General features: G+C 42.8%; 22 protein-coding genes and 1 riboswitch. Of the genes, 5 read left to right on the forward strand and 17 right to left on the reverse strand.

The window, feature by feature from the left end; translation table 11 throughout:
* Positions 1 to 3: 3 nt before the first annotated feature.
* Positions 4 to 201: a hypothetical protein gene (locus LGZ99_RS03770; RefSeq protein ID WP_036838139.1), complete on the forward strand. Its 198-nt coding sequence runs from the start codon at positions 4 to 6 to the stop codon at positions 199 to 201.
* Positions 202 to 370: 169 nt separating this feature from the next.
* On the opposite strand, the gene LGZ99_RS03775 is transcribed toward LGZ99_RS03770, so the two are convergent.
* The 5 genes from LGZ99_RS03775 to moaA all read right to left on the reverse strand — a co-directional run bounded on the left by LGZ99_RS03775 (position 371) and on the right by moaA (position 3,464).
* A complete protein-coding gene (locus tag LGZ99_RS03775; protein ID WP_021325705.1) occupies positions 371 to 1,081 on the reverse strand; it encodes a Bax inhibitor-1/YccA family protein in 711 nt (236 codons plus the stop codon).
* Positions 1,082 to 1,261: 180 nt separating this feature from the next.
* Positions 1,262 to 1,717, reverse strand: coding sequence for a molybdopterin synthase catalytic subunit MoaE (gene moaE / locus LGZ99_RS03780; protein WP_262978854.1), 456 nt, complete (start codon positions 1,715 to 1,717; stop codon positions 1,262 to 1,264).
* A gap of 3 nt (positions 1,718 to 1,720) precedes the next feature.
* Positions 1,721 to 1,966, reverse strand: coding sequence for a molybdopterin synthase sulfur carrier subunit (moaD, locus tag LGZ99_RS03785; protein ID WP_036838146.1), 246 nt, complete (start codon positions 1,964 to 1,966; stop codon positions 1,721 to 1,723).
* Positions 1,963 to 2,442, reverse strand: a complete 480-nt coding sequence (moaC, locus tag LGZ99_RS03790; protein WP_021325702.1) for a cyclic pyranopterin monophosphate synthase MoaC — start codon at positions 2,440 to 2,442, stop codon at positions 1,963 to 1,965. Before moaC ends, moaD begins: the two co-directional genes overlap by 4 nt.
* A 38-nt stretch (positions 2,443 to 2,480) precedes the next feature.
* Positions 2,481 to 3,464 carry a GTP 3',8-cyclase MoaA gene (gene moaA, locus LGZ99_RS03795; RefSeq protein WP_262978860.1) on the reverse strand — a complete coding sequence of 328 codons (984 nt, stop codon included), beginning with the start codon at positions 3,462 to 3,464 and terminating at the stop codon, positions 2,481 to 2,483.
* Positions 3,451 to 3,596: riboswitch (molybdenum cofactor riboswitch) on the reverse strand. (Overlaps the previous gene by 14 nt.)
* 258 nt (positions 3,597 to 3,854) lie before the next feature.
* Here moaA and yvcK point away from each other — a divergent pair.
* Positions 3,855 to 4,763, forward strand: coding sequence for a uridine diphosphate-N-acetylglucosamine-binding protein YvcK (gene yvcK, locus LGZ99_RS03800; RefSeq protein WP_021325700.1), 909 nt, complete (start codon positions 3,855 to 3,857; stop codon positions 4,761 to 4,763).
* Here the strand turns inward: yvcK and uvrB are convergent, their stop codons facing one another.
* Together uvrB and LGZ99_RS03810 are read right to left on the reverse strand one after the other, a co-directional pair.
* Positions 4,764 to 6,770 (reverse strand): excinuclease ABC subunit UvrB, encoded by a 2,007-nt coding sequence (uvrB, locus tag LGZ99_RS03805; RefSeq protein ID WP_021325699.1) that lies wholly within the window; start codon positions 6,768 to 6,770, stop codon positions 4,764 to 4,766. It abuts the gene before it with no gap.
* Between the two features lie 539 nt (positions 6,771 to 7,309).
* Positions 7,310 to 7,516 carry a hypothetical protein gene (locus LGZ99_RS03810; protein ID WP_021325697.1) on the reverse strand — a complete coding sequence of 69 codons (207 nt, stop codon included), beginning with the start codon at positions 7,514 to 7,516 and terminating at the stop codon, positions 7,310 to 7,312.
* A gap of 877 nt (positions 7,517 to 8,393) precedes the next feature.
* Between LGZ99_RS03810 and LGZ99_RS03815 the strand changes: the two genes are divergently transcribed.
* Entirely contained in the window at positions 8,394 to 9,008 is a 615-nt protein-coding gene (locus LGZ99_RS03815; protein WP_021325696.1) for a helix-turn-helix domain-containing protein, read from the forward strand.
* Complete coding sequence (locus tag LGZ99_RS03820; protein WP_023046078.1) at positions 9,009 to 9,902, forward strand: queuosine precursor transporter; 894 nt, start codon at positions 9,009 to 9,011, stop codon at positions 9,900 to 9,902.
* A 409-nt stretch (positions 9,903 to 10,311) separates the two neighbouring features.
* Here LGZ99_RS03820 and bioD read toward each other — a convergent pair whose 3' ends face one another.
* From bioD to bioB, 4 genes are read right to left on the reverse strand one after another with little or no spacing between them, the layout of a single operon-like run.
* Complete coding sequence (bioD, locus tag LGZ99_RS03825) at positions 10,312 to 10,992, reverse strand: dethiobiotin synthase (RefSeq protein ID WP_262978855.1); 681 nt, start codon at positions 10,990 to 10,992, stop codon at positions 10,312 to 10,314.
* On the reverse strand, positions 10,985 to 11,752 hold the full coding sequence (gene bioC, locus LGZ99_RS03830) for a malonyl-ACP O-methyltransferase BioC (RefSeq protein WP_023046076.1): 768 nt from the start codon (positions 11,750 to 11,752) through the stop codon (positions 10,985 to 10,987). Before bioC ends, bioD begins: the two co-directional genes overlap by 8 nt.
* Complete coding sequence (gene bioF, locus LGZ99_RS03835; protein WP_023046075.1) at positions 11,736 to 12,887, reverse strand: 8-amino-7-oxononanoate synthase; 1,152 nt, start codon at positions 12,885 to 12,887, stop codon at positions 11,736 to 11,738. Before bioF ends, bioC begins: the two co-directional genes overlap by 17 nt.
* Positions 12,887 to 13,924: a biotin synthase BioB gene (gene bioB / locus LGZ99_RS03840; RefSeq protein ID WP_036841195.1), complete on the reverse strand. Its 1,038-nt coding sequence runs from the start codon at positions 13,922 to 13,924 to the stop codon at positions 12,887 to 12,889. The genes bioF and bioB overlap by 1 nt, the downstream gene beginning before the upstream one ends.
* A 94-nt stretch (positions 13,925 to 14,018) precedes the next feature.
* Here bioB and bioA point away from each other — a divergent pair, with 94 nt between their 5' ends.
* Entirely contained in the window at positions 14,019 to 15,290 is a 1,272-nt protein-coding gene (bioA, locus tag LGZ99_RS03845) for an adenosylmethionine--8-amino-7-oxononanoate transaminase (RefSeq protein WP_023046074.1), read from the forward strand.
* A gap of 226 nt (positions 15,291 to 15,516) precedes the next feature.
* Here the strand turns inward: bioA and LGZ99_RS03850 are convergent, their stop codons facing one another.
* The 6 genes from LGZ99_RS03850 to LGZ99_RS03875 form a co-directional block, all read right to left on the reverse strand.
* The gene (locus LGZ99_RS03850; protein WP_021325691.1) at positions 15,517 to 15,699 is read right to left on the reverse strand and encodes a DUF6392 family protein; all 183 of its coding nucleotides are present in this window, start codon (positions 15,697 to 15,699) and stop codon (positions 15,517 to 15,519) included.
* A 104-nt stretch (positions 15,700 to 15,803) separates the two neighbouring features.
* Positions 15,804 to 16,271 carry a DUF6392 family protein gene (locus LGZ99_RS03855; protein ID WP_021325690.1) on the reverse strand — a complete coding sequence of 156 codons (468 nt, stop codon included), beginning with the start codon at positions 16,269 to 16,271 and terminating at the stop codon, positions 15,804 to 15,806.
* A 105-nt stretch (positions 16,272 to 16,376) separates the two neighbouring features.
* On the reverse strand, positions 16,377 to 16,844 hold the full coding sequence (locus LGZ99_RS03860) for a DUF6392 family protein (RefSeq protein WP_262978856.1): 468 nt from the start codon (positions 16,842 to 16,844) through the stop codon (positions 16,377 to 16,379).
* Positions 16,844 to 17,365: an S-type pyocin domain-containing protein gene (locus tag LGZ99_RS03865; protein ID WP_262978857.1), complete on the reverse strand. Its 522-nt coding sequence runs from the start codon at positions 17,363 to 17,365 to the stop codon at positions 16,844 to 16,846. Before LGZ99_RS03865 ends, LGZ99_RS03860 begins: the two co-directional genes overlap by 1 nt.
* 24 nt (positions 17,366 to 17,389) lie before the next feature.
* Positions 17,390 to 17,845: a DUF6392 family protein gene (locus LGZ99_RS03870; RefSeq protein WP_023046561.1), complete on the reverse strand. Its 456-nt coding sequence runs from the start codon at positions 17,843 to 17,845 to the stop codon at positions 17,390 to 17,392.
* The coding region (locus LGZ99_RS03875) for an S-type pyocin domain-containing protein (RefSeq protein ID WP_262978858.1) at positions 17,845 to 19,045 on the reverse strand (1,201 nt) is incomplete at its 5' end. The genes LGZ99_RS03870 and LGZ99_RS03875, both read right to left, overlap by 1 nt.

The raw sequence follows: 19,045 nt of genomic DNA on the forward strand, positions 1-19,045 counted from the left end.
ATTATGAACAAATCACCCTCGCAAGTTACCATACAAATTAGGGACAAAGAAAATACAACCAAACATATTTCTGAGGCTAATTTGGAAAAACGGATTAACCGCTCTTTACGTGCATCTTTTGCCCTCGCAGGTAATAAAGTCAGTGATGAATCATGGAAAAAAATGAGCAAAGCTGCCCAATTTCTGACAAAAATTAACTAATCTCACTAACCGTCTTATTAAATAAGGCGGTTAAATTTTCATTTTCTCCATCAATAGCTCTTCTTATCTACATAATAATAGACACGTTTATTTCTTACAAAACCATCCAGTGTTTCTGAGTTAAAACTCAGTGTAGCTAAAGTTATTTTAACTACACTGAAAATATCAATTAACGGCGATCGCCAAAAATACGCAGTAGCATCAAGAACATATTAATGAAGTCCAGATACAGGGTCAGCGCGCCGACAATAGAGAATTTACGCAGATTCTCTTTATCATTCACATCCAGATTTTCACCCATTTCTTTCAGTTTCTGAGTGTCATAAGCAGTCAAGCCCGCAAAAATAACCACACCAATGTAGGTTATCGCCCACATCAACGTTTCACTCTTCAACCAATAGTTAACCAGAGAAGCCAGAATGATGCCGATAAGCCCCATAAACAGGAAGCTGCCAAGGCCACTCAGACTACGTTTGGTGGTATAGCCGTAAAAACTCAGCGCACCAAACATGCCGGCAGTCACGACAAAAGTGGTGGCAATGGAACTACCAGTATATGCGATGAAAATACTGGAAAGCGTCAGCCCGGTCAGAGCTGAATACAACATAAACAACCCTGTTGCTAATGAACCGTTCATACGGTTAATCAAACCGGAAAGGACGAAAACCAGTCCCAATTGAGCAATAATCAGCCCATAGAAAACAATTGAGTTTGAGAAAATAAATGCAACAACAACCTGACTTTGTGACGCATACCAAGCCACAAACGCTGTTAACAACAGGCCACAAGTCATCCAACCATAAACTTGGGCCATATAAGTTTGCAGGCCGGTTCCAGCCTGCTGGATTATAGAACCATTTGAGCGTGGATAACGATCCATGGCGCTTACCTTCTATGACAGTGTTTAGAAATTCAGGCTGTTTTAATATCAACAACCCACTCAAGTTTTATACATTATCACAGAATATAATCAAAACAATTAACCATTCAATAATTACTTGTATAGCAGTTGATCTATCTGATCAGTTTTCGAAGCGTTTCGCAAAAATAGAAAATGCCTTCATAACCAGCGTCTCGCTGCTTCTTGATCGCTCTCGCGGGATTCAACCCAACGTTCACCATCAGACAAGGACTCTTTTTTCCAGAAAGGCGCCTTTGTTTTCAAATAATCCATAATAAATTCAGCAGCTTCAAAAGCCATATGACGATGAGCGCTTGTCACTCCAACAAACACAATTTCATCACCAGGGTAAAGCGCACCTATCCGATGAATAACGCTGATGCGCTGCAATGACCAGCGATCCCGCGCTTCGGCGACAATATTTTGTAACACTTTTTCCGTCATTCCGGGATAGTGTTCCAGTCTCAGTACACTTACTCGGTCACCCAGATTATGATGACGAACTTTTCCCGTGAAAGTGACAATAGCCCCATCTTCATCACATTGAGAAAGCCATTGGTACTCATCCCCGACACTGAAATTTTCCGGGCCAACAAAAATACGCGTATTTTCCATTAATCACCCCCCAGTCACCGGCGGGAAAAAAGCCACTTCATCACCATCCTGTAATGGATGCCCACCATGAACAAAAGTTTGGTTTACCGCTGACAGAAGTTTTCCATCTTCCAGCGCCATAGCCCAACGCTCACCTTGTGATATTAATGCCTTTCTCAAGCCCTCAACGGTTGGGTAATGATTATCCAGCTCCAGTGAATCAGTCCCTACCAGCTCACGTACTTGAGCAAAAAAGAGTACTTTAATCATTCTTCCACCTTAAAATGCCCTAATCGCCCACCCCGTTTCTCCAGCAAACGAACCGGCCCGATGACCATATCTTTCTGTACGGCTTTACACATATCATAAATAGTCAGCGCCGCGACGGATGCCGCTGTCAGCGCCTCCATTTCAATGCCGGTTTTTCCTGTCAGACGGCAACAGGATTCAATTCTCACCCGGTTATATTCTGCCTGCGCTTCCAACTGAACTTCGACTTTCGTTAGCAGTAATGGATGACAAAGCGGAATTAATTCCCATGTACGTTTCGCCGCCTGAATACCCGCAATCCGGGCCGTTGCAAACACATCCCCTTTGTGATGACTACCGTCAATAATCATTGCCAGTGTTTCCGGCGTCATTTCAATAAAAGCCTCTGCCCGCGCCTCACGTTCTGTTTCGGCTTTAGCAGAGACATCAACCATATGAGCTTCACCAGTAGAATTAATGTGGGTTAATTGAGACATTCTTTGCTCCTGAAAAAATAACAATACCAGGCAGTAAATTAACCGCCGATGACAGAAAGATTTGGGGTGATACCGCTGTCACCCTGATGAAGGAAATGGGTTTCCCGTTTATGGTGCAGCCCCCCCTGAATGCGCAATTTCAAATCATTGAGTTGCTCTTCACTTGATAACAAATCACGCAGTGATATCCCCTGTTCACCAAACAGGCATAAGTGAAGATTACCTATTGCAGAAACACGCAAGCGATTACAACTTCGGCAGAAATCTCTCTCATAAGGCATAATCAGACCAATTTCCCCCTGATAATCAGGATGGCTAAAAACCTGTGCCGGACCATCACTGCGTGAGCGTTGCAGCTGATGCCAACCATCGTGCAGCAAGCATTCCCGGATAGTTTCGCCAGAAATGTGGTATTTACGAAACATTTCACCGCCATCACCGGTTTCCATTAATTCAATAAATCTCAATTGGATAGGGCGATCTTTTATCCAGTGCAGGAAAGCCGGCAGGCTGATGTCATTGACGTTTTTCATCAGCACCACGTTGACTTTCACTTTACTGAAACCCGCTGCAAATGCCGCATCAATACCACGTATCACCTGAAAGAATTTGTCTTGTCCGGTAATCGCATGAAACTGACGGGGATCAAGCGAGTCCATACTGACATTCACCGCGGTTAAACCTGCCTCTTTCCACTCGGCAATATTCCGTTCCATCCGATAACCATTGGTGGTTACAGCAAGGGTTCTGATTAACTTATTTTCACGGATAACAGAAATGATATCCGTGAAATCACGGCGCATGGTCGGTTCGCCACCCGTCAAACGGATTTTCTCTGTACCAAGATCGGCAAATGCCCGGCTAACAAGACGGATTTCAGATAATGTCAAAAAGGAGTGATGCCCGCGGGGCTTATAGCCATCCGGCAGGCAATAAGTACACCGGAAATTACAAACATCGGTAATCGACAACCTCAAATAATAAAATTTGCGGGCAAAAGCATCTACGAGTTGTTCCACAATAACACCTTTCCAAATATGGGAGACGCGGGCATTTCTGCCCTACATCCTGGTGACTCAGCGGCCACGGCCAAAACATCATATCGCTGTGTAAAACGGTGACTTAGACGCAGAGGCTAGGAGTTAATTTCAATATCTATGATTTAATGTAAAACGACGTTCTCAATATCAATTCTAGCGCTTAAGAAGGAAAAAGGCGAACATCCACTTTCATTATATAATTTAATATACAACGACTTAGCCAATGCCAGAACAAATAGCAGACGGTTCTATGGGTGTTGATTGATTAAAATATTGCGCCAAATCACGGCACTTTTTCGGTTAATCGTGTTTTATAATAAATTACGCTAAAATTACTCGGTAAATATAAGTTCAGTCAGCAACAGGAATTCTATGCGAAACCGCACATTAGCCGATTTAGATCGGGTAGTTGCCCTCGGTGGAGGTCATGGCCTTGGGCGTGTTATGTCCTCTCTTTCATCATTAGGCTCCCGCCTGACAGGTATCGTCACCACAACAGATAATGGCGGCTCAACCGGCAGGATCCGGCGCTCCGAAGGCGGTATTGCCTGGGGAGATACCCGCAATTGTTTAAATCAGCTCATTACCGAACCCAGCGTTGCATCAGCAATGTTTGAATACCGTTTTGGTGGTAACGGAGAACTGTCAGGTCATAACTTGGGTAATCTGATGCTTAAGGCGTTGGATCATTTGAGTGTCAGACCACTTGAAGCAATTAATTTAGTCCGCAGCCTACTGAAAGTGAATGCTCATCTTATTCCCATGTCTGAACAACCCGTTGACCTGATGGCGATAGATGATCAAGGCAACACCATCTATGGTGAAGTCAATATTGATCAATTGAATTGTATGCCACAGGAGTTGATGCTTTACCCCCCAGCGATGGCGACAAAAGAGGCGCTGGATGCTATCACTCAAGCGGACCTGATTATTATCGGGCCTGGAAGCTTCTTTACCAGTCTGATGCCATTACTTTTACTTGAAGATTTAACTCAGGCACTGCGCCGCAGCAACGCCAATATGATTTATATCGGTAATCTTGGGAAAGAATTAAGTACCGCCGCCGCTGGGTTAACACTGAAAGATAAACTGGAAATAATGGAAAATAAAATTGGCTGCCGGATGATCAACGCGGTCATTGTTGGCCCCTGCACAGATACCAGCGAACTTAGCGACCGGTTTATTACTCAACAAATACTGGAAGCACAGGATATTCCCTACCGCCACGACCGTGAATTACTGCATCAGGCGTTAGAAAATACCCTGCAAAACCTTGGTTAATTAAGAATTGGCAATAAATTGCTCACGCAATGCCTGAACCTGATCCCGAACACTCGCTGCCTGCTCGAATTCAAGATCCTGCGCATGTTGGTACATTTTCGCTTCCAGCCCGCGGATTTTGTTTTCCAGCTCTTTGGCAGACAGCTTGCTGAATTCTTCCGGCACAACCAGCTTACTTCTGCCTTTCCCTTTGCTACCCGCAGGCTGACCAATTTGCAGAATATCACTGATCTTTTTATTCAGACCGGTTGGAACAATGCCGTGCTCTTGATTAAATACTTGTTGTTTAGCACGACGACGTTCCGTCTCACCAATCGCTTTCGCCATTGAATCAGTGATCTTATCGCCATAAAGAATCGCCTTACCATGCAAGTTACGGGCTGCACGCCCAATAGTTTGAATTAATGAACGCTCAGAACGCAGGAAACCTTCTTTATCAGCATCAAGAATCGCCACCAGAGAAACCTCTGGCATGTCTAGCCCTTCCCTCAACAAGTTAATGCCCACTAATACATCAAACTCACCTAAACGAAGATCCCGAATAATTTCCACACGTTCGACAGTATCAATATCTGAGTGCAAATAGCGAACCCGCTCACCATGTTCTTCCAAATATTCAGTCAAATCCTCCGCCATTCGCTTGGTCAGCGTAGTGACCAGCACCCGCTCATTTTTCACCGCCCGAATACGGATTTCAGACAGTAAGTCATCAACCTGAGTGGTGACTGGGCGAACTTCTATTTCAGGATCAAGCAAACCGGTAGGACGCACCACCTGTTCCACGACATCCCCAGCGGATTTTTCCAATTCATATTTACCCGGCGTGGCCGAAACATAAATTGTCTGTGGAGCCAGTGCTTCAAATTCTTCAAATCTCAGCGGGCGGTTATCCAATGCGGAAGGCATACGGAAACCATATTCCACTAACGTTTCTTTACGGGAACGATCCCCTCGGTACATCCCACCGATTTGCGGGATTGTCACGTGTGATTCATCCACCACTAACAGGCCATCAGCAGAAAGATAATCAAACAGGGTCGGAGGCGGCTCTCCTTCCGCACGCCCGGAGAGGTAACGAGAGTAGTTTTCAATGCCGGAGCAGTAACCCAATTCATTCATCATTTCCAAATCAAACTGGGTACGCTGAGTAACACGCTGTTCTTCCAACAACTTACCGTTTGCCAGCAGTACCTTGCGCCGCTCCTCAAGCTCAACTTTAATCTCTTCCATTGCCTGAATAATACGCTCACGAGGCGTCACATAGTGAGTTTTCGGATAAACAGTATATCGCGGAACATGATATTCAATCTGTCCCGTCAGCGGATCAAACAGTGATAACCGTTCCACCTCATCATCAAATAATTCAACACGCAAAGCGTGATCATCAGATTCAGCCGGGAAGATATCAATCACTTCACCACGTACCCTGAATGTCCCCCGCTGAAATGCCTGATCATTACGGGTATATTGCAATTCAGCTAAACGCCGCAGAATGGAACGTTGATCGATAATCATGCCATTGGTCAGGTGGAGCATCATTTTTAGGTAGCTGTCCGGATCACCCAAGCCATAAATAGCCGATACAGATGCAACCACGATGACATCCCGCCGCTCCAGCAAAGCCTTCGTGGCGGACAAACGCATTTGTTCAATGTGCTCGTTTACTGAAGCATCTTTTTCGATAAAAGTATCAGAACTGGGAACATAAGCTTCAGGTTGGTAATAATCGTAGTAAGAAACAAAGTACTCCACCGCATTCTCTGGAAAAAATTCCTTCATTTCGCTGTAAAGTTGAGCCGCTAGTGTCTTGTTTGGCGCAAGTACCATTGTTGGCCGGTTTAAATTCGCTATCACATTAGCAATAGTGAATGTTTTACCAGACCCCGTTACGCCCAACAGAGTCTGGTGGGCAAGCCCGTCCTCCAGCCCTTCCTGCAATCGGTGAATAGCCTCTGGTTGATCACCACCAGGTTGGAAGTCAGAACGTAATTTGAACACCTTACTCATAGATATCTCACTTTCCTAACATTAAGCCGTCTATAATACTGGATAAAAAACCAGCTTCAAGTCAGTTTTGTAAAAACCGGCTCAATTTGGACCATTTTCCTATTAATTAAAAATTGGTTGACATCAAAATAAATACCACGTTATCCCCAAAATCACCTTGATTTTTTCATTTTTTATATGATCGACTGAAAGGTGACAACACAGGGCATCATCACCGATCAAACAAGGCTTGATTTTAATTATCTTATTGATATTTAATAAAATTAAAACAAAGACGAGAATAACATCAACCTTAATGAAAGCCGCGTATTTTCTTGCGTTACGCAACTTTTCTAAGCCTAATACACAAGGTTATCCACAGGAATAGTGGATAACTCTACAAACCCTATTAGCTGTACGAGGTTGCAGCATCATTCCACAAAAGAGGTATCCTCTACCAGTAAAAATTTTTACTGTTTTTTTAAACATAAACAAACCATACCGACTTCGCAGCAGAATTTTCATTCAATAGGAAATAACCGGTAAACAGTTTTCCAGTATCAAATCTGTTTACACCAGAAGAAAGGGTGATAGTTTTTCACCTGAGAAGAAATAAAATGAATATTTTCATTTCGATAATAAGGTTTATCACTGTTTTTTCTGTTTTCAGCAACAGTAGATTCAATATCACCAATAACATTTTTGGCTATACTAATAAGCATTCGCCAGAAAAATAAAACCACCTTATTGATATGAGTAAAACTCATTTTTTAACCAGAATATACAGGATATCCTTGATAAGTAGATTAATTCACATCAGTATACCCAATAGATTTCAAGTTGCAGCGCGGCGGCAAGTGAACGCATCCCCAGGAGCATAGATAACTATGTGACTGGGGTAAGTGAACGCAGCCAACAAAGCAGCAACTTGAAAGATGAAGGGTATATTCCCCTATTTTACAAGATGAACGCCATAGAGAGCTTTAAAAAAACGATAGATACAAAAATATCAGATCTACACTGCCCTGACAAAATATCCAATATTCTGCTGGCTATTTTCGATCGAAAGACCTACTTTGTACCTATCATCCACAATTTTAATCTTATTGCTGTTCCCAAGCATTTTTATATTGCCATTTCCCGGTGATTTAACTGTGTTACCATTTAATCAATTTACTAACTTAAGTCCTAATGTTTATTTCACTTCCTTATTTTACAGTGGTTCCCTAGTGCTAAAAGAAATAACCAGTGTTTAAACTCGAAGGTTGAAGTAGCTCTTCCCCGAGGGATTTATAATAGGAATAATATTTTGGTTGATGCTATCTAACTGCCAAAAAACACATCAACACAACTTAACATTATTGTAATAGAGTCCATAAAGTCAACATAAAAAGAAACATAAAGTTCATTTTTGTGTAAACTTTATAATGCATCCAACTTAATACTATGATTTAACTTTTATTTTTAAAATATAAATGTAACTCCATGCGCATTTTCTGACACAAGATGTGCTAATATAAATAGCTATAAAGACAATATATTAAAGTAAAATCAATAAATTATTACAATGAGTGGTTTTCTCATACTGGACAATATCATTGAGTAATATATAGTTATGCAGTAATTTTTACATAAAGGATTTTTATGAAAACGTCTAATGCACAGCGAAAAACAAATATCATTAAGAACATAGAGTATTTGATACGTACCCGTGGCGAAACCAAGAGCTCCTTTTCCAATCGAACAGGATTAACGCGTACTACCATTTATAAAATCCTGGAAGGACAAGTTAATAACGTTCAACAATCTACCATCCTCCGGATCTCCGATTTTTTCGGTGTTTCCTGTGAAGAAATAGAAAATTATGACCTTGAACAATTAGAACGCCTCAATGAAACGCTTTCAACTGAAGGTAATAAAAATCCGTCAGCCATCCCCATCATTCCACAATCTGAATTTTTATCTGTTTCCGGAAAAAAAATAGGTCAGCTTGTTACCGAGTACCCGCTGACCTATTTCTTTGGCGATGAGTCAAATATGTTGGCGATTAAAATCGAATCGGAAATAGAAGATACCTTTATACCCGGCGAGGTGATCATCATAAAACGCCCTCCCGCGTTAGTCACTAACACCCCATTACTGTACTACTCTAAAGACATCGGGTTCTTTATCCGGCAAGAGAAAGATGATGACAGTATAGACAGAAGATACCCTAAATACGCTCAATTTTTAGGTTATATCGTAGGAGAAAGGCTATAAATGACCGCAAACCAGAAATTTAAGTTATTGGGATTTACAAGGTACGGTAAATTATCAGCAAATATCATGGTACTTGCGACGGGCAAGACCATTACTATGGGGCTGAAAGAGCTGGTCGATAGTGATATTTCAGAAGATTTGAGCAGGCATGAACTCAGTACGCTATATCGTAAATTATACAGCCATAGTAACATTGTCACAGCTTATGAACTCGGGGATCGTCATGAGCGTTCATGGCAAGCGTATTTACTCATCAGCGTCGCACTCAGTGTTATTTATATTTTCTCCACGATATGTGGCGTGAAGCCCATTCATGTCCCTATTATTAATATCGTCACTCCGCCCGGCGTGTTTATTTACCCAATCACTTTCCTTCTGGTCGATATTCTAAACGAATTCTATGGGTTACGCCTGGCGAGAAGAACGATTATTATCTCCTTTGCCGCGAATTTACTGTTTGTTCTGGGGCTTTGGGCAACCGCACTGATGCCAGGTGTTCCTGGATGGGAGTTTGGTGTAACTTATAGTGGCATAATTAATAGTATTGTCTCGGTATTACTGGCATCATCTCTTGCTTATTTTATCTCTGAGAATATAAATTCGTATCTTCTTTGCAAAATAAAATCTCTCACAAATTCAAAGTATCTTTTCCTCAGAGTGATAACCAGTACTGTCATCGCCTCGGCATTTGATAGCATAATATTCTGCTCAATTGCTTTTTATGGTGTTCTCAGTATCGATATCATAAAAGAAATGATTATTGCCCAATTTATAATTAAAGTCGTTTATTCTATTCTGGGTGTAGGCCCTATATACCTGGTAAGAAAGATATTCAGAAGTTATATAAACCAACCCGCAGATGCCACGGTTAATAAAAAACTCGCCGAAGTATGATATAGAAGGTATTCCTTAACACATAGATGAAATGTTTACCTACATTGAGAATAACCCCAATTTAGTCGGTCAGCTTTAGTTGCGATACCAGCGAAGATCTGGATTTTGCTGGTGACCGTGACTTTTGTTCAGCAGACATGAGCAGGATTAAGGAGAGCGTGGAAAGTTACCTGGGGGCGCGTTATGGGATTGAAGTCAAGACACGACAAACTATGTTCGAAAGGTAACGGTAATTGCCCTGTTTGAGCAGGGACGTTATCGTTAATTTAAGCAGTTACCCATCGGATTTTGCGAAGACTGATTATTGATGGCATGAACGGCCTAACGACCTGATGAAAAACCTAAGCATAAAAATGGCTCATTGAAGCCGGACACTTTTTTAGGTTCATCAGGTACAGAACTCAATAATTCAATTAACCAGTAATTTAAAATCTATATATTCACCTGAATAATTAAGATATTCTTGCGTTAAATGAGGAATAGTACCCAATAAAGGCGCAGGTAGCATACGTTCTAATGTCGCCAGATATTCCTTCTGACGCTTGCTTGCGGGTTCAACTTCATTCGCTATCCAACCCGCGAAATATAATCCTGAACCTCTGATAGCCTCTGAGGTGAGTATTGCATGATTAATACAGCCAAGTTTCACACCTACGGTTAGAATAACCGGTAATTGCTCTTTAATCACCCAGTCAGCAAAAGTCGCCGATTCCGATAAAGGAGTATACCAACCACCAGCACCTTCGACTAAAACCCAGTCGGCTTTATTTTCCAGATGATGCAGACCCGCAGACATAACAGAAAAATCAATAGGTTGATTTAAATCAGCGCTAACAATATGCGGTGATGTCGCTTCAACAAATACCAACGGATTCACTTCCTCATATTGTAAAGGCAAAGAACTGTTTGCCAATAATGCCAGTGCATCCGCATTACGGACACCTTCCGGTGTTATTTCACTGCCGGAAGCGACGGGTTTATAACCTGCTGTTTTATATCCTGCTTTAGTCGCAGCCTGTAGCAAAGCACAACTTACAACGGTTTTACCTACTTCGGTATCTGTACCCGTTAAAAACCAGCTCTTAGTCACGATAAATCACTCCAAAAACAACCTGATAACTGAGAGGTAAATGTTTATCTTCCCGTGGGTAAGCCTGCTCCAAAGCAGTCAACCGGCCACGGGTCATCAGTCCCTGCTGTCGCCCACAATGAAGATGAGTCGCTCCAATCCCTTTCAGGGAACCTAATAGTGGCAATATATGCGGATATTGTTGGCGATAAACCTGACTGATAAGACGGTGCCGAAAATCCTGACAGGCATCTTTAATCATCTGCTGGGGCAGAAAATGATTAATATGCTGATAGTTATCAACCGCACTCCAGGCTTGCTGCAATTCATGTAATGAGCCTTGGGCCAATGTGGAAAACAGAATCAATCCACCAGGGCGAGTTACCCGATAAAGCTCGGTTAAAACACCAGATAAATCATCGCACCATTGAACAACCAAATTACTGAAACAGATATCAACACTGCTGTCAGCAAGCCCTAAATGTTCAATATCACCTTGCAGGTAATAATCTGCTGCCTGCTTTTCACGGGCATGAGCTAACATACCTGATGCCAAATCCAGCGCGATAACCTGTCTCCCCTGTTGCCGCCAGCAATGACTAAAAAAACCGGTACCGCAACCGGCATCTAATACTACTCTGCCAGGATGCCCACTGATTTGTTGCATGAGGAATTCACCGGTTTGCTGCTGTAATTTTGCTACCACATCATAATTAGCGGCAGCACGCCCAAATGCGCAGGCAACAGCCCGTTTATCGACACATTCAGCTACAGAACTCATATAGCGCCTCCGTCAATATATCAATATCTTGCTGCGTATGGCTGGCAGTCAGAGTAATACGTAATCTGGCACTGCCTGGCGGTACTGTCGGAGGACGAATCGCTTTAACCCAAATTCCTTTTTGTTGCAGATATTGAGATAAAGACACACTCAGCTCATTATCACTCACAATCAATGGCTGAATCGCCGTAGTTGAATCTGTCAGGTTGAATGGCAGTTTCTGTACCTGCCGGCGGAAGTCATCAATATTTTGCTGTAATCGTTGGCGCAGCTCATCACCAGATTGGATCTGCCGGATCGCTTCAGAAATCGCCTGCGCCTGCGCCGGAGGCATAGAAGTGCTGTAAATAAGATGACGGGCGTACTGAATCAGATATTCTGCCGTCTGCTCATCACAAAGTACCGCGGCACCACTCAATCCAAATGCTTTGCCAAAAGTGACAATCAAAATTTCCGGTTTTACTTTCTGTTGCCAACAGCTTCCCCGGCCCTGTTCACCACAGACACCAATACCATGTGCATCATCCACCATTAGCCAACTACCCGAAACGCGGGTTTGCTGATAAATATCGGCCAGCGGAGCGCAGTCGCCATCCATACTGAACACCCCTTCGGTCACCACCAGTGTTTTTCCAACACAGGGTTTTGCCAGTAAATCCGCAAGTGATGCAGGTTGATTATGGCGAAAACGACGTAATTGAGCAGATGAATGCATGGCAGCTTCCATTAATGAAGCATGACTCAAGCGATCGGCAATAATCCGATCCGCTTTCGTCATTAACGCTGCAATTACCCCCTGATTAGCAGAATATCCTGAAATAAACAGTAATGCTTTTGGATAACCCAACCAGTCAGCCAATTGTTGTTCCAACTGCTGATGAGCGTTTGTATAACCCGTAATATGGCCTGAACCCCCACTGCCAACACCATATTGTTCAGCCCCCCGCTGCCATGCGGAAATGACGGCGGGATTTGCGCTTAATCCCAGGTAATCATTACTGGAAAAATTAAGATATTTGCCTTCAGTGGTATACAGGAAACGCCCATCTGATTTCTGATTAACCTGCCGCTGACGCCATAGAGAAGAATCTCGACGCTCAGATAATTGCCGGGAAAGATACACTGACCAATCCATTACAATGCCGCATTATAAAATTGTTCGTTATCCGCATTGATGATGGCTTCTGCCAGATGCTGTTGCTGCTGATTATCACCAAATGCCGTTTGAGTCTGCTGAGGGTTAATACCCAATTTTCGGAACAGTTGTAAATCTTTATCTTCACCAGGATTAGGCGTAGTCAGCAACTTACAGCCATAGAAAATAGAATTGGCGCCCGCCATAAAACACATTGCCTGCGTCTGCTCATTCATCTGTTCACGACCAGCGGATAACCGAACATGAGAAGCTGGCATCATGATCCTGGCAACCGCAATTGTGCGGATAAAATCAAAAGCATCCACATCTTTGTTATCAGCCAACGGCGTGCCTTTAACTTTTACCAACATGTTAATGGGTACACTTTCCGGCGGTTTTGGCAGGTTTGCCAGTTGTACCAGCAATGCAGCCCGATCACGGATTTCCTCACCCAAGCCGACAATACCACCAGAGCAAACTTTTATTCCCGCATCCCGCACCTTATCGAGCGTATCCAACCGGTCCTGATAGGTCCGGGTAGTAATGATGTTGCCATAAAATTCCGGTGAGGTATCAAGGTTGTGGTTGTAGTAATCTAATCCCGCTTCCGCCAGCCGCTGCGCTTGTGAACCCTCGAGCATGCCAAGCGTCATGCAGGTTTCCATCCCTAATGCTTTGACTCCCTTAACCATTTTCTCCAGATAAGGCATATCCCGTTCATGAGGGTTTTTCCAGGCGGCGCCCATACAAAAACGTGTTGAACCTGCTTTTTTAGCCTTACGAGCAGAATCAATCACTTTCTCCACTTCCATTAACCGCTCTTTTTCAAGGCCAGTTTTATAGCGGGAGCTTTGCGGGCAATATTTACAATCTTCCGGACAAGCGCCCGTTTTGATGGAAAGTAATGTACTAACCTGTACCTGCTGCGGGTCAAAATGCATACGGTGAATCTGTTGCGCTTGAAATAATAATTCGAAAAAAGGTTTATCAAACAGTTCTTGCGCCTGCTTAATTGTCCATTGCTTACGTTCAGTCACAATGACATCTCCAGTGTGAAAAAAGTCTCGTCAGTTTAAATAATGTCGTTATACTGTCAACCAATTTTAAATAAATTAGTTTACATCTAGCCTTATGACTTCTTCTGATATTGAATTTGATCTGCGCCATATCTGGCATCCTTATACCTCTATGACCAAGCCACTTCCGGTTTATCCTGTTGTCAGCGCCTCTGGTGTGGAGCTGGAACTCACTGATGGCCGTAAGCTGATAGATGGCATGTCTTCATGGTGGTCTGCCATTCATGGATATAATCATCCGGTACTGAATCAGGCAGTGAAGATTCAGATTGATAAGATGTCCCATGTCATGTTTGGTGGAATTACCCATCCATCCGCAGTCGCACTTTGCCGACAATTAGTGGACATTACGCCACCATCGCTTGAATGCGTCTTTCTGGCTGATTCAGGTTCTGTTGCGGTGGAAGTGGCCCTGAAAATGGCGTTGCAATACTGGCAGGCAAAAGGTGAGAAACGTCAGCGTATTCTGACATTACGTCACGGTTATCATGGTGATACGTTTGGTGCTATGTCTGTCTGTGATCCCGACAATTCGATGCATAATCTCTACAAAGGTTATCTGCCACCACATCTGTTTGCCGAATCACCTGAATGTGGATTTGATTCTCTTTGGGATGAACGGGATATCATTTCATTCCGTACTTTGCTGGAGCAGTATTCCAGTGATATTGCTGCGGTTATCCTGGAACCTATTGTACAAGGTGCCGGAGGAATGCGGATTTATCATCCTGAATACCTGCGCCAGGTCAGAATGCTCTGTGATCAGCATCAGATTCTGTTAATTGCCGATGAAATTGCCACCGGCTTTGGCCGTACAGGAAAATTGTTTGCTTGTGAACACGCTGAAATTGAACCGGATATTTTATGTGTGGGAAAAGCGCTGACTGGCGGCTATATGACGCTATCAGCAACGCTGACAACCCGTAAAGTAGCCGAAACGATCAGTAATGGTGAAGCCGGCTGTTTTATGCATGGTCCAACGTTTATGGGAAATCCATTAGCTTGTGCTGTAGCGGAGGCCAGTTTGAAATTGTTGTTAGAAAGTCCTTGGCAACAGCGTATTAAATCGATTGAAAACCAATTAAGTGCTGAGTTGATGCCATTAAAATTACATGCAAAAGTGGCTGATGTTCGGGTATTAGGCGCCATTGGGGTGGTGGAAATGAAACAACCGGTGAATATGGCGGTGTTACAACACTATTTTGTTTCTGAAGGTGTCTGGATCAGGCCATTTGGTAAACTGATTTATCTGATGCCACCTTATATTATTCAACCAGAGCAGCTTTCATGTTTGACAAAGGCGGTTTTCAACGCAATTAATCTGTAGTTTGCTGTTAGTTATTTGCTCCCGCCACCCATTCTGCGGATATGGCGGGAAAACGTTTTAATACTTATCTGTTCGGATAATATTATTTTATATGCCGGTTTATTTTCAACGCGCTATTAATGGTTTATGATTTTCGATTAAATGCAATTTATTTCCCTTTTGAAAAATTGCGTTTATTGAATCAAACCCGTCCTTGATATAAAAGCCTTAATAGGGTTAACGTAATTTATATTAGATTCATCCCCTCACTATAAGATGCTAGCCCCCCCTCTTTTACCATTTCCAAGCAAATAACCTCATCACCCGGAAAACCACTTGGCTTCGTTTTATAATGAATTAATCCCTCACCAAAAATTTCCTGATAGATTTTCCCTAAACAATTAATTAACGCTTCAATATTAACTGCCATTATTTATATAATTCCTATTTTTGTTAAGCCAATTCATCTGCGGTTTGGCTTTTCAAACCGCGAATGAAAAAACTTTTGAGAAAAAACTTCCTCCTTTCTATTGACTACCAACGCACTTCTGTAGTGGGTAAAAACGTTACTGATTTTACTCGTTCCATCATGTCATAAGAGATCTTCATACTGGTAGGAATGCGGAAATCAAGCAATGTGTATAACTCTTTCCATCCAAACTGACGTTTCATTATTATTTGTGGTTGCCGTAATTTCTCAGGCTTACCAAACTGTTCATGAACCCACTGTCGTGACATCTGAGACACCAAAGGAGATGGTAGCTCATTAGGAAATTGATATAGAGGCTTCTTTTCATTTAGCAAGGTCAATGTAATCTCTTTTAAACGCTTTTCTTCTCGGTAAAACGCTAGAAATATCCCCTCTTTTACCATATCCAGGCATACCACCTCGTCACCAGAAAAGCCTGTTGGCTTGGTTTTATAAGGGATTAACCCTTCATCAAAAATCTCCTGATAAGATTTCCCCAGACTATTTATTAACACTTCAACATTGACGGTCATTATTTGTATAACCCCTGTTCTTGGTTAAGCCAATTCATCTGCGGTTTGGCTTTTCAAACCGCGAATGAAAAAGCTTTTAAGAAAAAACTTCCTCCTTTCTATTGGCTACCAACGCACTTCTGATGTGGGCAAAAAAGTCACCAGTCTGACCCGCTCCAGCAGATCGTAATCAACCTGCATACTAGTTGGAATACAAAAATCCAATAAGGTATATAGCTCAGTCCAACCAATTTCTTTAATTAACCTTTTCCTCGGAGGAAGTGATTTTTCAGGCTCACCAAAATGCTCATGAATCCATTGCCGGGACATCATAGGAATTAATGGTGATGGCAATTCATTAGCAAATATAAAATTAGGCCGTTTGTGATCAATTAAAGTTAACGTTATCTCAGTAAGTACTTTATTTTCTCGCAAAAATGATAAGAATATCCCTTCTTTAACCATATCAAGAGATATATCAGAGTCTCCGGGAAAGCCTGTTGGTTTGGTCTTATAAGGGATTAACCCTTCATCAAAAATTTCCTGATAAGACTTACCCAAACAATTAATTAATTTTTCAATATTAACCGACATTATTTGTATAACCTCTGTTCCTGATTAATCTTATGCATCTTCAATCTAGCTGTTTCCAACTGTTCTTCTGTTGCACCATAGCTCTTTAGTGCTGGCTTTATTGCATTAAAATCCCTATCAAGCGCTGAGTGCAAATCTTTTGAGTCCTGTTGTATCTGAGATGAAGTATTTCTCCCTCCATAAGTAGCACTGAGTTTTTGGTGCACTTTCGCTGGAATAATAATGGCAGCAACATCTCTCGACATGTCCATTATTTCGCGCTTGCTTGCATCTGGATATATTCTCTTCAAATGTTTGCGAACCGCAGCTGCCGAAGGCATATGATCAGCATGTGTCCCATTCCTTGGCCTGCCCGCAAAATTACTGTACAAATCCACCTCAAATAGTTTCACCGGCGGTTTACTCAAATACACATACACCGGCGGCATACTCGGGATCGGGAAGATCAAAATATAATCGCGGAAATCCTTCTCTTCCGGCATCGGCAACGATTCAATATCGCTGCCCACTTTTTCCAGCACAAATCACAAGAGGTTACTCTTATTTCAGATTCTTTTGAAAGTCAGATTACTTACCCTTTGATCTGCCGAATACGCAAAGACTATTCGTGTATTTGGGTATAAGTCTTTAATTTGGTTAATATAAATATCCCATCCTCCAACCATTCCAATAATTGGTAATTTCACAGCTTCCTTTGCCTCTGACGGTTCCCCTAATATAGCTCTAACCTTTGCTTTATCCATTGCAGGAAAAAATGGTGGTGGTATATCACCTCGATAAATCTTCATCCTTGGCCCAGATGCAATTAAAGTCATGCTAACTGATATTAATAACCTTGATTTATCTTCAAAAACCAACGTCAACCCATCTTCTGGTATACAGAGAAACTCATTATCCCCTTTAAACATATACTCAAATCTTCCAGCTGGGATAAGTCGTTTTTCAACTAACAAATTCGCGGTTTTTCCTAAACTATTAATCACTGCGGCAATGTCTTTCATCACTCATACCACCCTTGCTTTTTATTAAATTTGTGTAATTCCCCCCGAGCCTTATTCAATTGCATATCGGTATAACCTTCTTCTCTCAGCTCTGGAGTTATAGCATCAAAGTTACTATCCACTGCTGCTTTCAAATCAGATGCATCCTGAGCCTTCTTCGTCGGTGTATTCCGTCCTCCATAAGTTTCACTATACTTTTGATGAACTCGGCGGGGAATCGCAATACTAACGCTACTTTCTAAAATGTTCTTGAGAACGTCAGGATCTAGCTCTCCATATTTTTCAATCAAATATTTTTTTAATGCAGCCTGAGACGGAATATGATCAATATCCATCCCATCGTTACGACTGCGTCCGGCCAGATCATGATATTCCCCCACTTCCAGCGGCTTCACCGGCGGTTTACTCAAATACACATACACCGGCGGCATATTCGGGATCGGGAAGATCAGAATATAATCGCGGAAATCCTTCTCTTCCGGCATCGGCAACGATTCAATATCGCTGCCCACTTTTTCCGGGATTGGCAATACGGTGATTTGCGACGGAATAAACGGCCGTTCTTCATTCCCAGTATGGGCTGGAACCTGAAACTCCTGTTCGTTCGGCGTCCATAAAATCGTTGGCCGATTTTCTCCCGGCTCCCAGAATTCATAGTTACCGGTGGTCCGATTCAGCGTCATCATACGAACCGGCACTTTATCCAGACCACTTTCCGGGCCGACGTGATACCCCTGAACCGTCATCCTGCCGCTTTTTTCATCTCTTATCCAGCGGAAACGCACACGCGTCGGGGCTTTGCCAAACTGCTCGGCAATCTCACTAAGGCGATAGCGGTTTAAATAATCTTCTTCACCTTCATTCAGCTTCGGTGAATAAAACAATCCCATTAACCCGACCGTCAACGGATTTGGGGCCGCCAGCCAGCGCCCGGAGCTGGCAGCGCCACCGCCAATGTAACGCATCACCAGCGCTTCCCCATCCGCGGCCACGCTGCGGGTGGTGGCTGCTACGGCTGTAGCAGCGGCTTCAGCCTGCGCTTTTCCACCACGAAACCACCGCTTATACCACGGTAATTTTTTATCCTGCGGTTTATCCGGCTCTGGCGGGTGTTTCTTGCCCTGGGGAGGCAATTCAGGCTTTTGCACCGCTACCGGAGCGGGAGATGACGGCACCTGATATATCCCCATTCGCCCGAAG

This window comes from Photorhabdus temperata (assembly GCF_025384845.1).
Lineage (GTDB): Bacteria > Pseudomonadota > Gammaproteobacteria > Enterobacterales > Enterobacteriaceae > Photorhabdus > Photorhabdus temperata.

Excerpts from the sequence above, each read along its gene's own strand:
- LGZ99_RS03820 (WP_023046078.1), top strand. The coding sequence starts at position 9,009 with ATGACCGCAAACCAGAAATTTAAGTTATTGGGATTTACAAGGTACGGT.
- LGZ99_RS03870 (WP_023046561.1), bottom strand. The coding sequence starts at position 17,845 with ATGAAAGACATTGCCGCAGTGATTAATAGTTTAGGAAAAACCGCGAAT.
- moaC (WP_021325702.1), bottom strand. The coding sequence starts at position 2,442 with ATGTCTCAATTAACCCACATTAATTCTACTGGTGAAGCTCATATGGTT.
- LGZ99_RS03860 (WP_262978856.1), bottom strand. The coding sequence starts at position 16,844 with ATGTCGGTTAATATTGAAAAATTAATTAATTGTTTGGGTAAGTCTTAT.
- LGZ99_RS03775 (WP_021325705.1), bottom strand. The coding sequence starts at position 1,081 with ATGGATCGTTATCCACGCTCAAATGGTTCTATAATCCAGCAGGCTGGA.
- LGZ99_RS03770 (WP_036838139.1), top strand. The coding sequence starts at position 4 with ATGAACAAATCACCCTCGCAAGTTACCATACAAATTAGGGACAAAGAA.
- uvrB (WP_021325699.1), bottom strand. The coding sequence starts at position 6,770 with ATGAGTAAGGTGTTCAAATTACGTTCTGACTTCCAACCTGGTGGTGAT.
- moaD (WP_036838146.1), bottom strand. The coding sequence starts at position 1,966 with ATGATTAAAGTACTCTTTTTTGCTCAAGTACGTGAGCTGGTAGGGACT.
- bioF (WP_023046075.1), bottom strand. The coding sequence starts at position 12,887 with ATGGATTGGTCAGTGTATCTTTCCCGGCAATTATCTGAGCGTCGAGAT.
- moaE (WP_262978854.1), bottom strand. The coding sequence starts at position 1,717 with ATGGAAAATACGCGTATTTTTGTTGGCCCGGAAAATTTCAGTGTCGGG.
- LGZ99_RS03810 (WP_021325697.1), bottom strand. The coding sequence starts at position 7,516 with ATGAGTTTTACTCATATCAATAAGGTGGTTTTATTTTTCTGGCGAATG.
- LGZ99_RS03855 (WP_021325690.1), bottom strand. The coding sequence starts at position 16,271 with ATGACCGTCAATGTTGAAGTGTTAATAAATAGTCTGGGGAAATCTTAT.
- LGZ99_RS03850 (WP_021325691.1), bottom strand. The coding sequence starts at position 15,699 with ATGGCAGTTAATATTGAAGCGTTAATTAATTGTTTAGGGAAAATCTAT.
- LGZ99_RS03815 (WP_021325696.1), top strand. The coding sequence starts at position 8,394 with ATGAAAACGTCTAATGCACAGCGAAAAACAAATATCATTAAGAACATA.
- bioA (WP_023046074.1), top strand. The coding sequence starts at position 14,019 with ATGACTTCTTCTGATATTGAATTTGATCTGCGCCATATCTGGCATCCT.
- bioC (WP_023046076.1), bottom strand. The coding sequence starts at position 11,752 with ATGAGTTCTGTAGCTGAATGTGTCGATAAACGGGCTGTTGCCTGCGCA.
- yvcK (WP_021325700.1), top strand. The coding sequence starts at position 3,855 with ATGCGAAACCGCACATTAGCCGATTTAGATCGGGTAGTTGCCCTCGGT.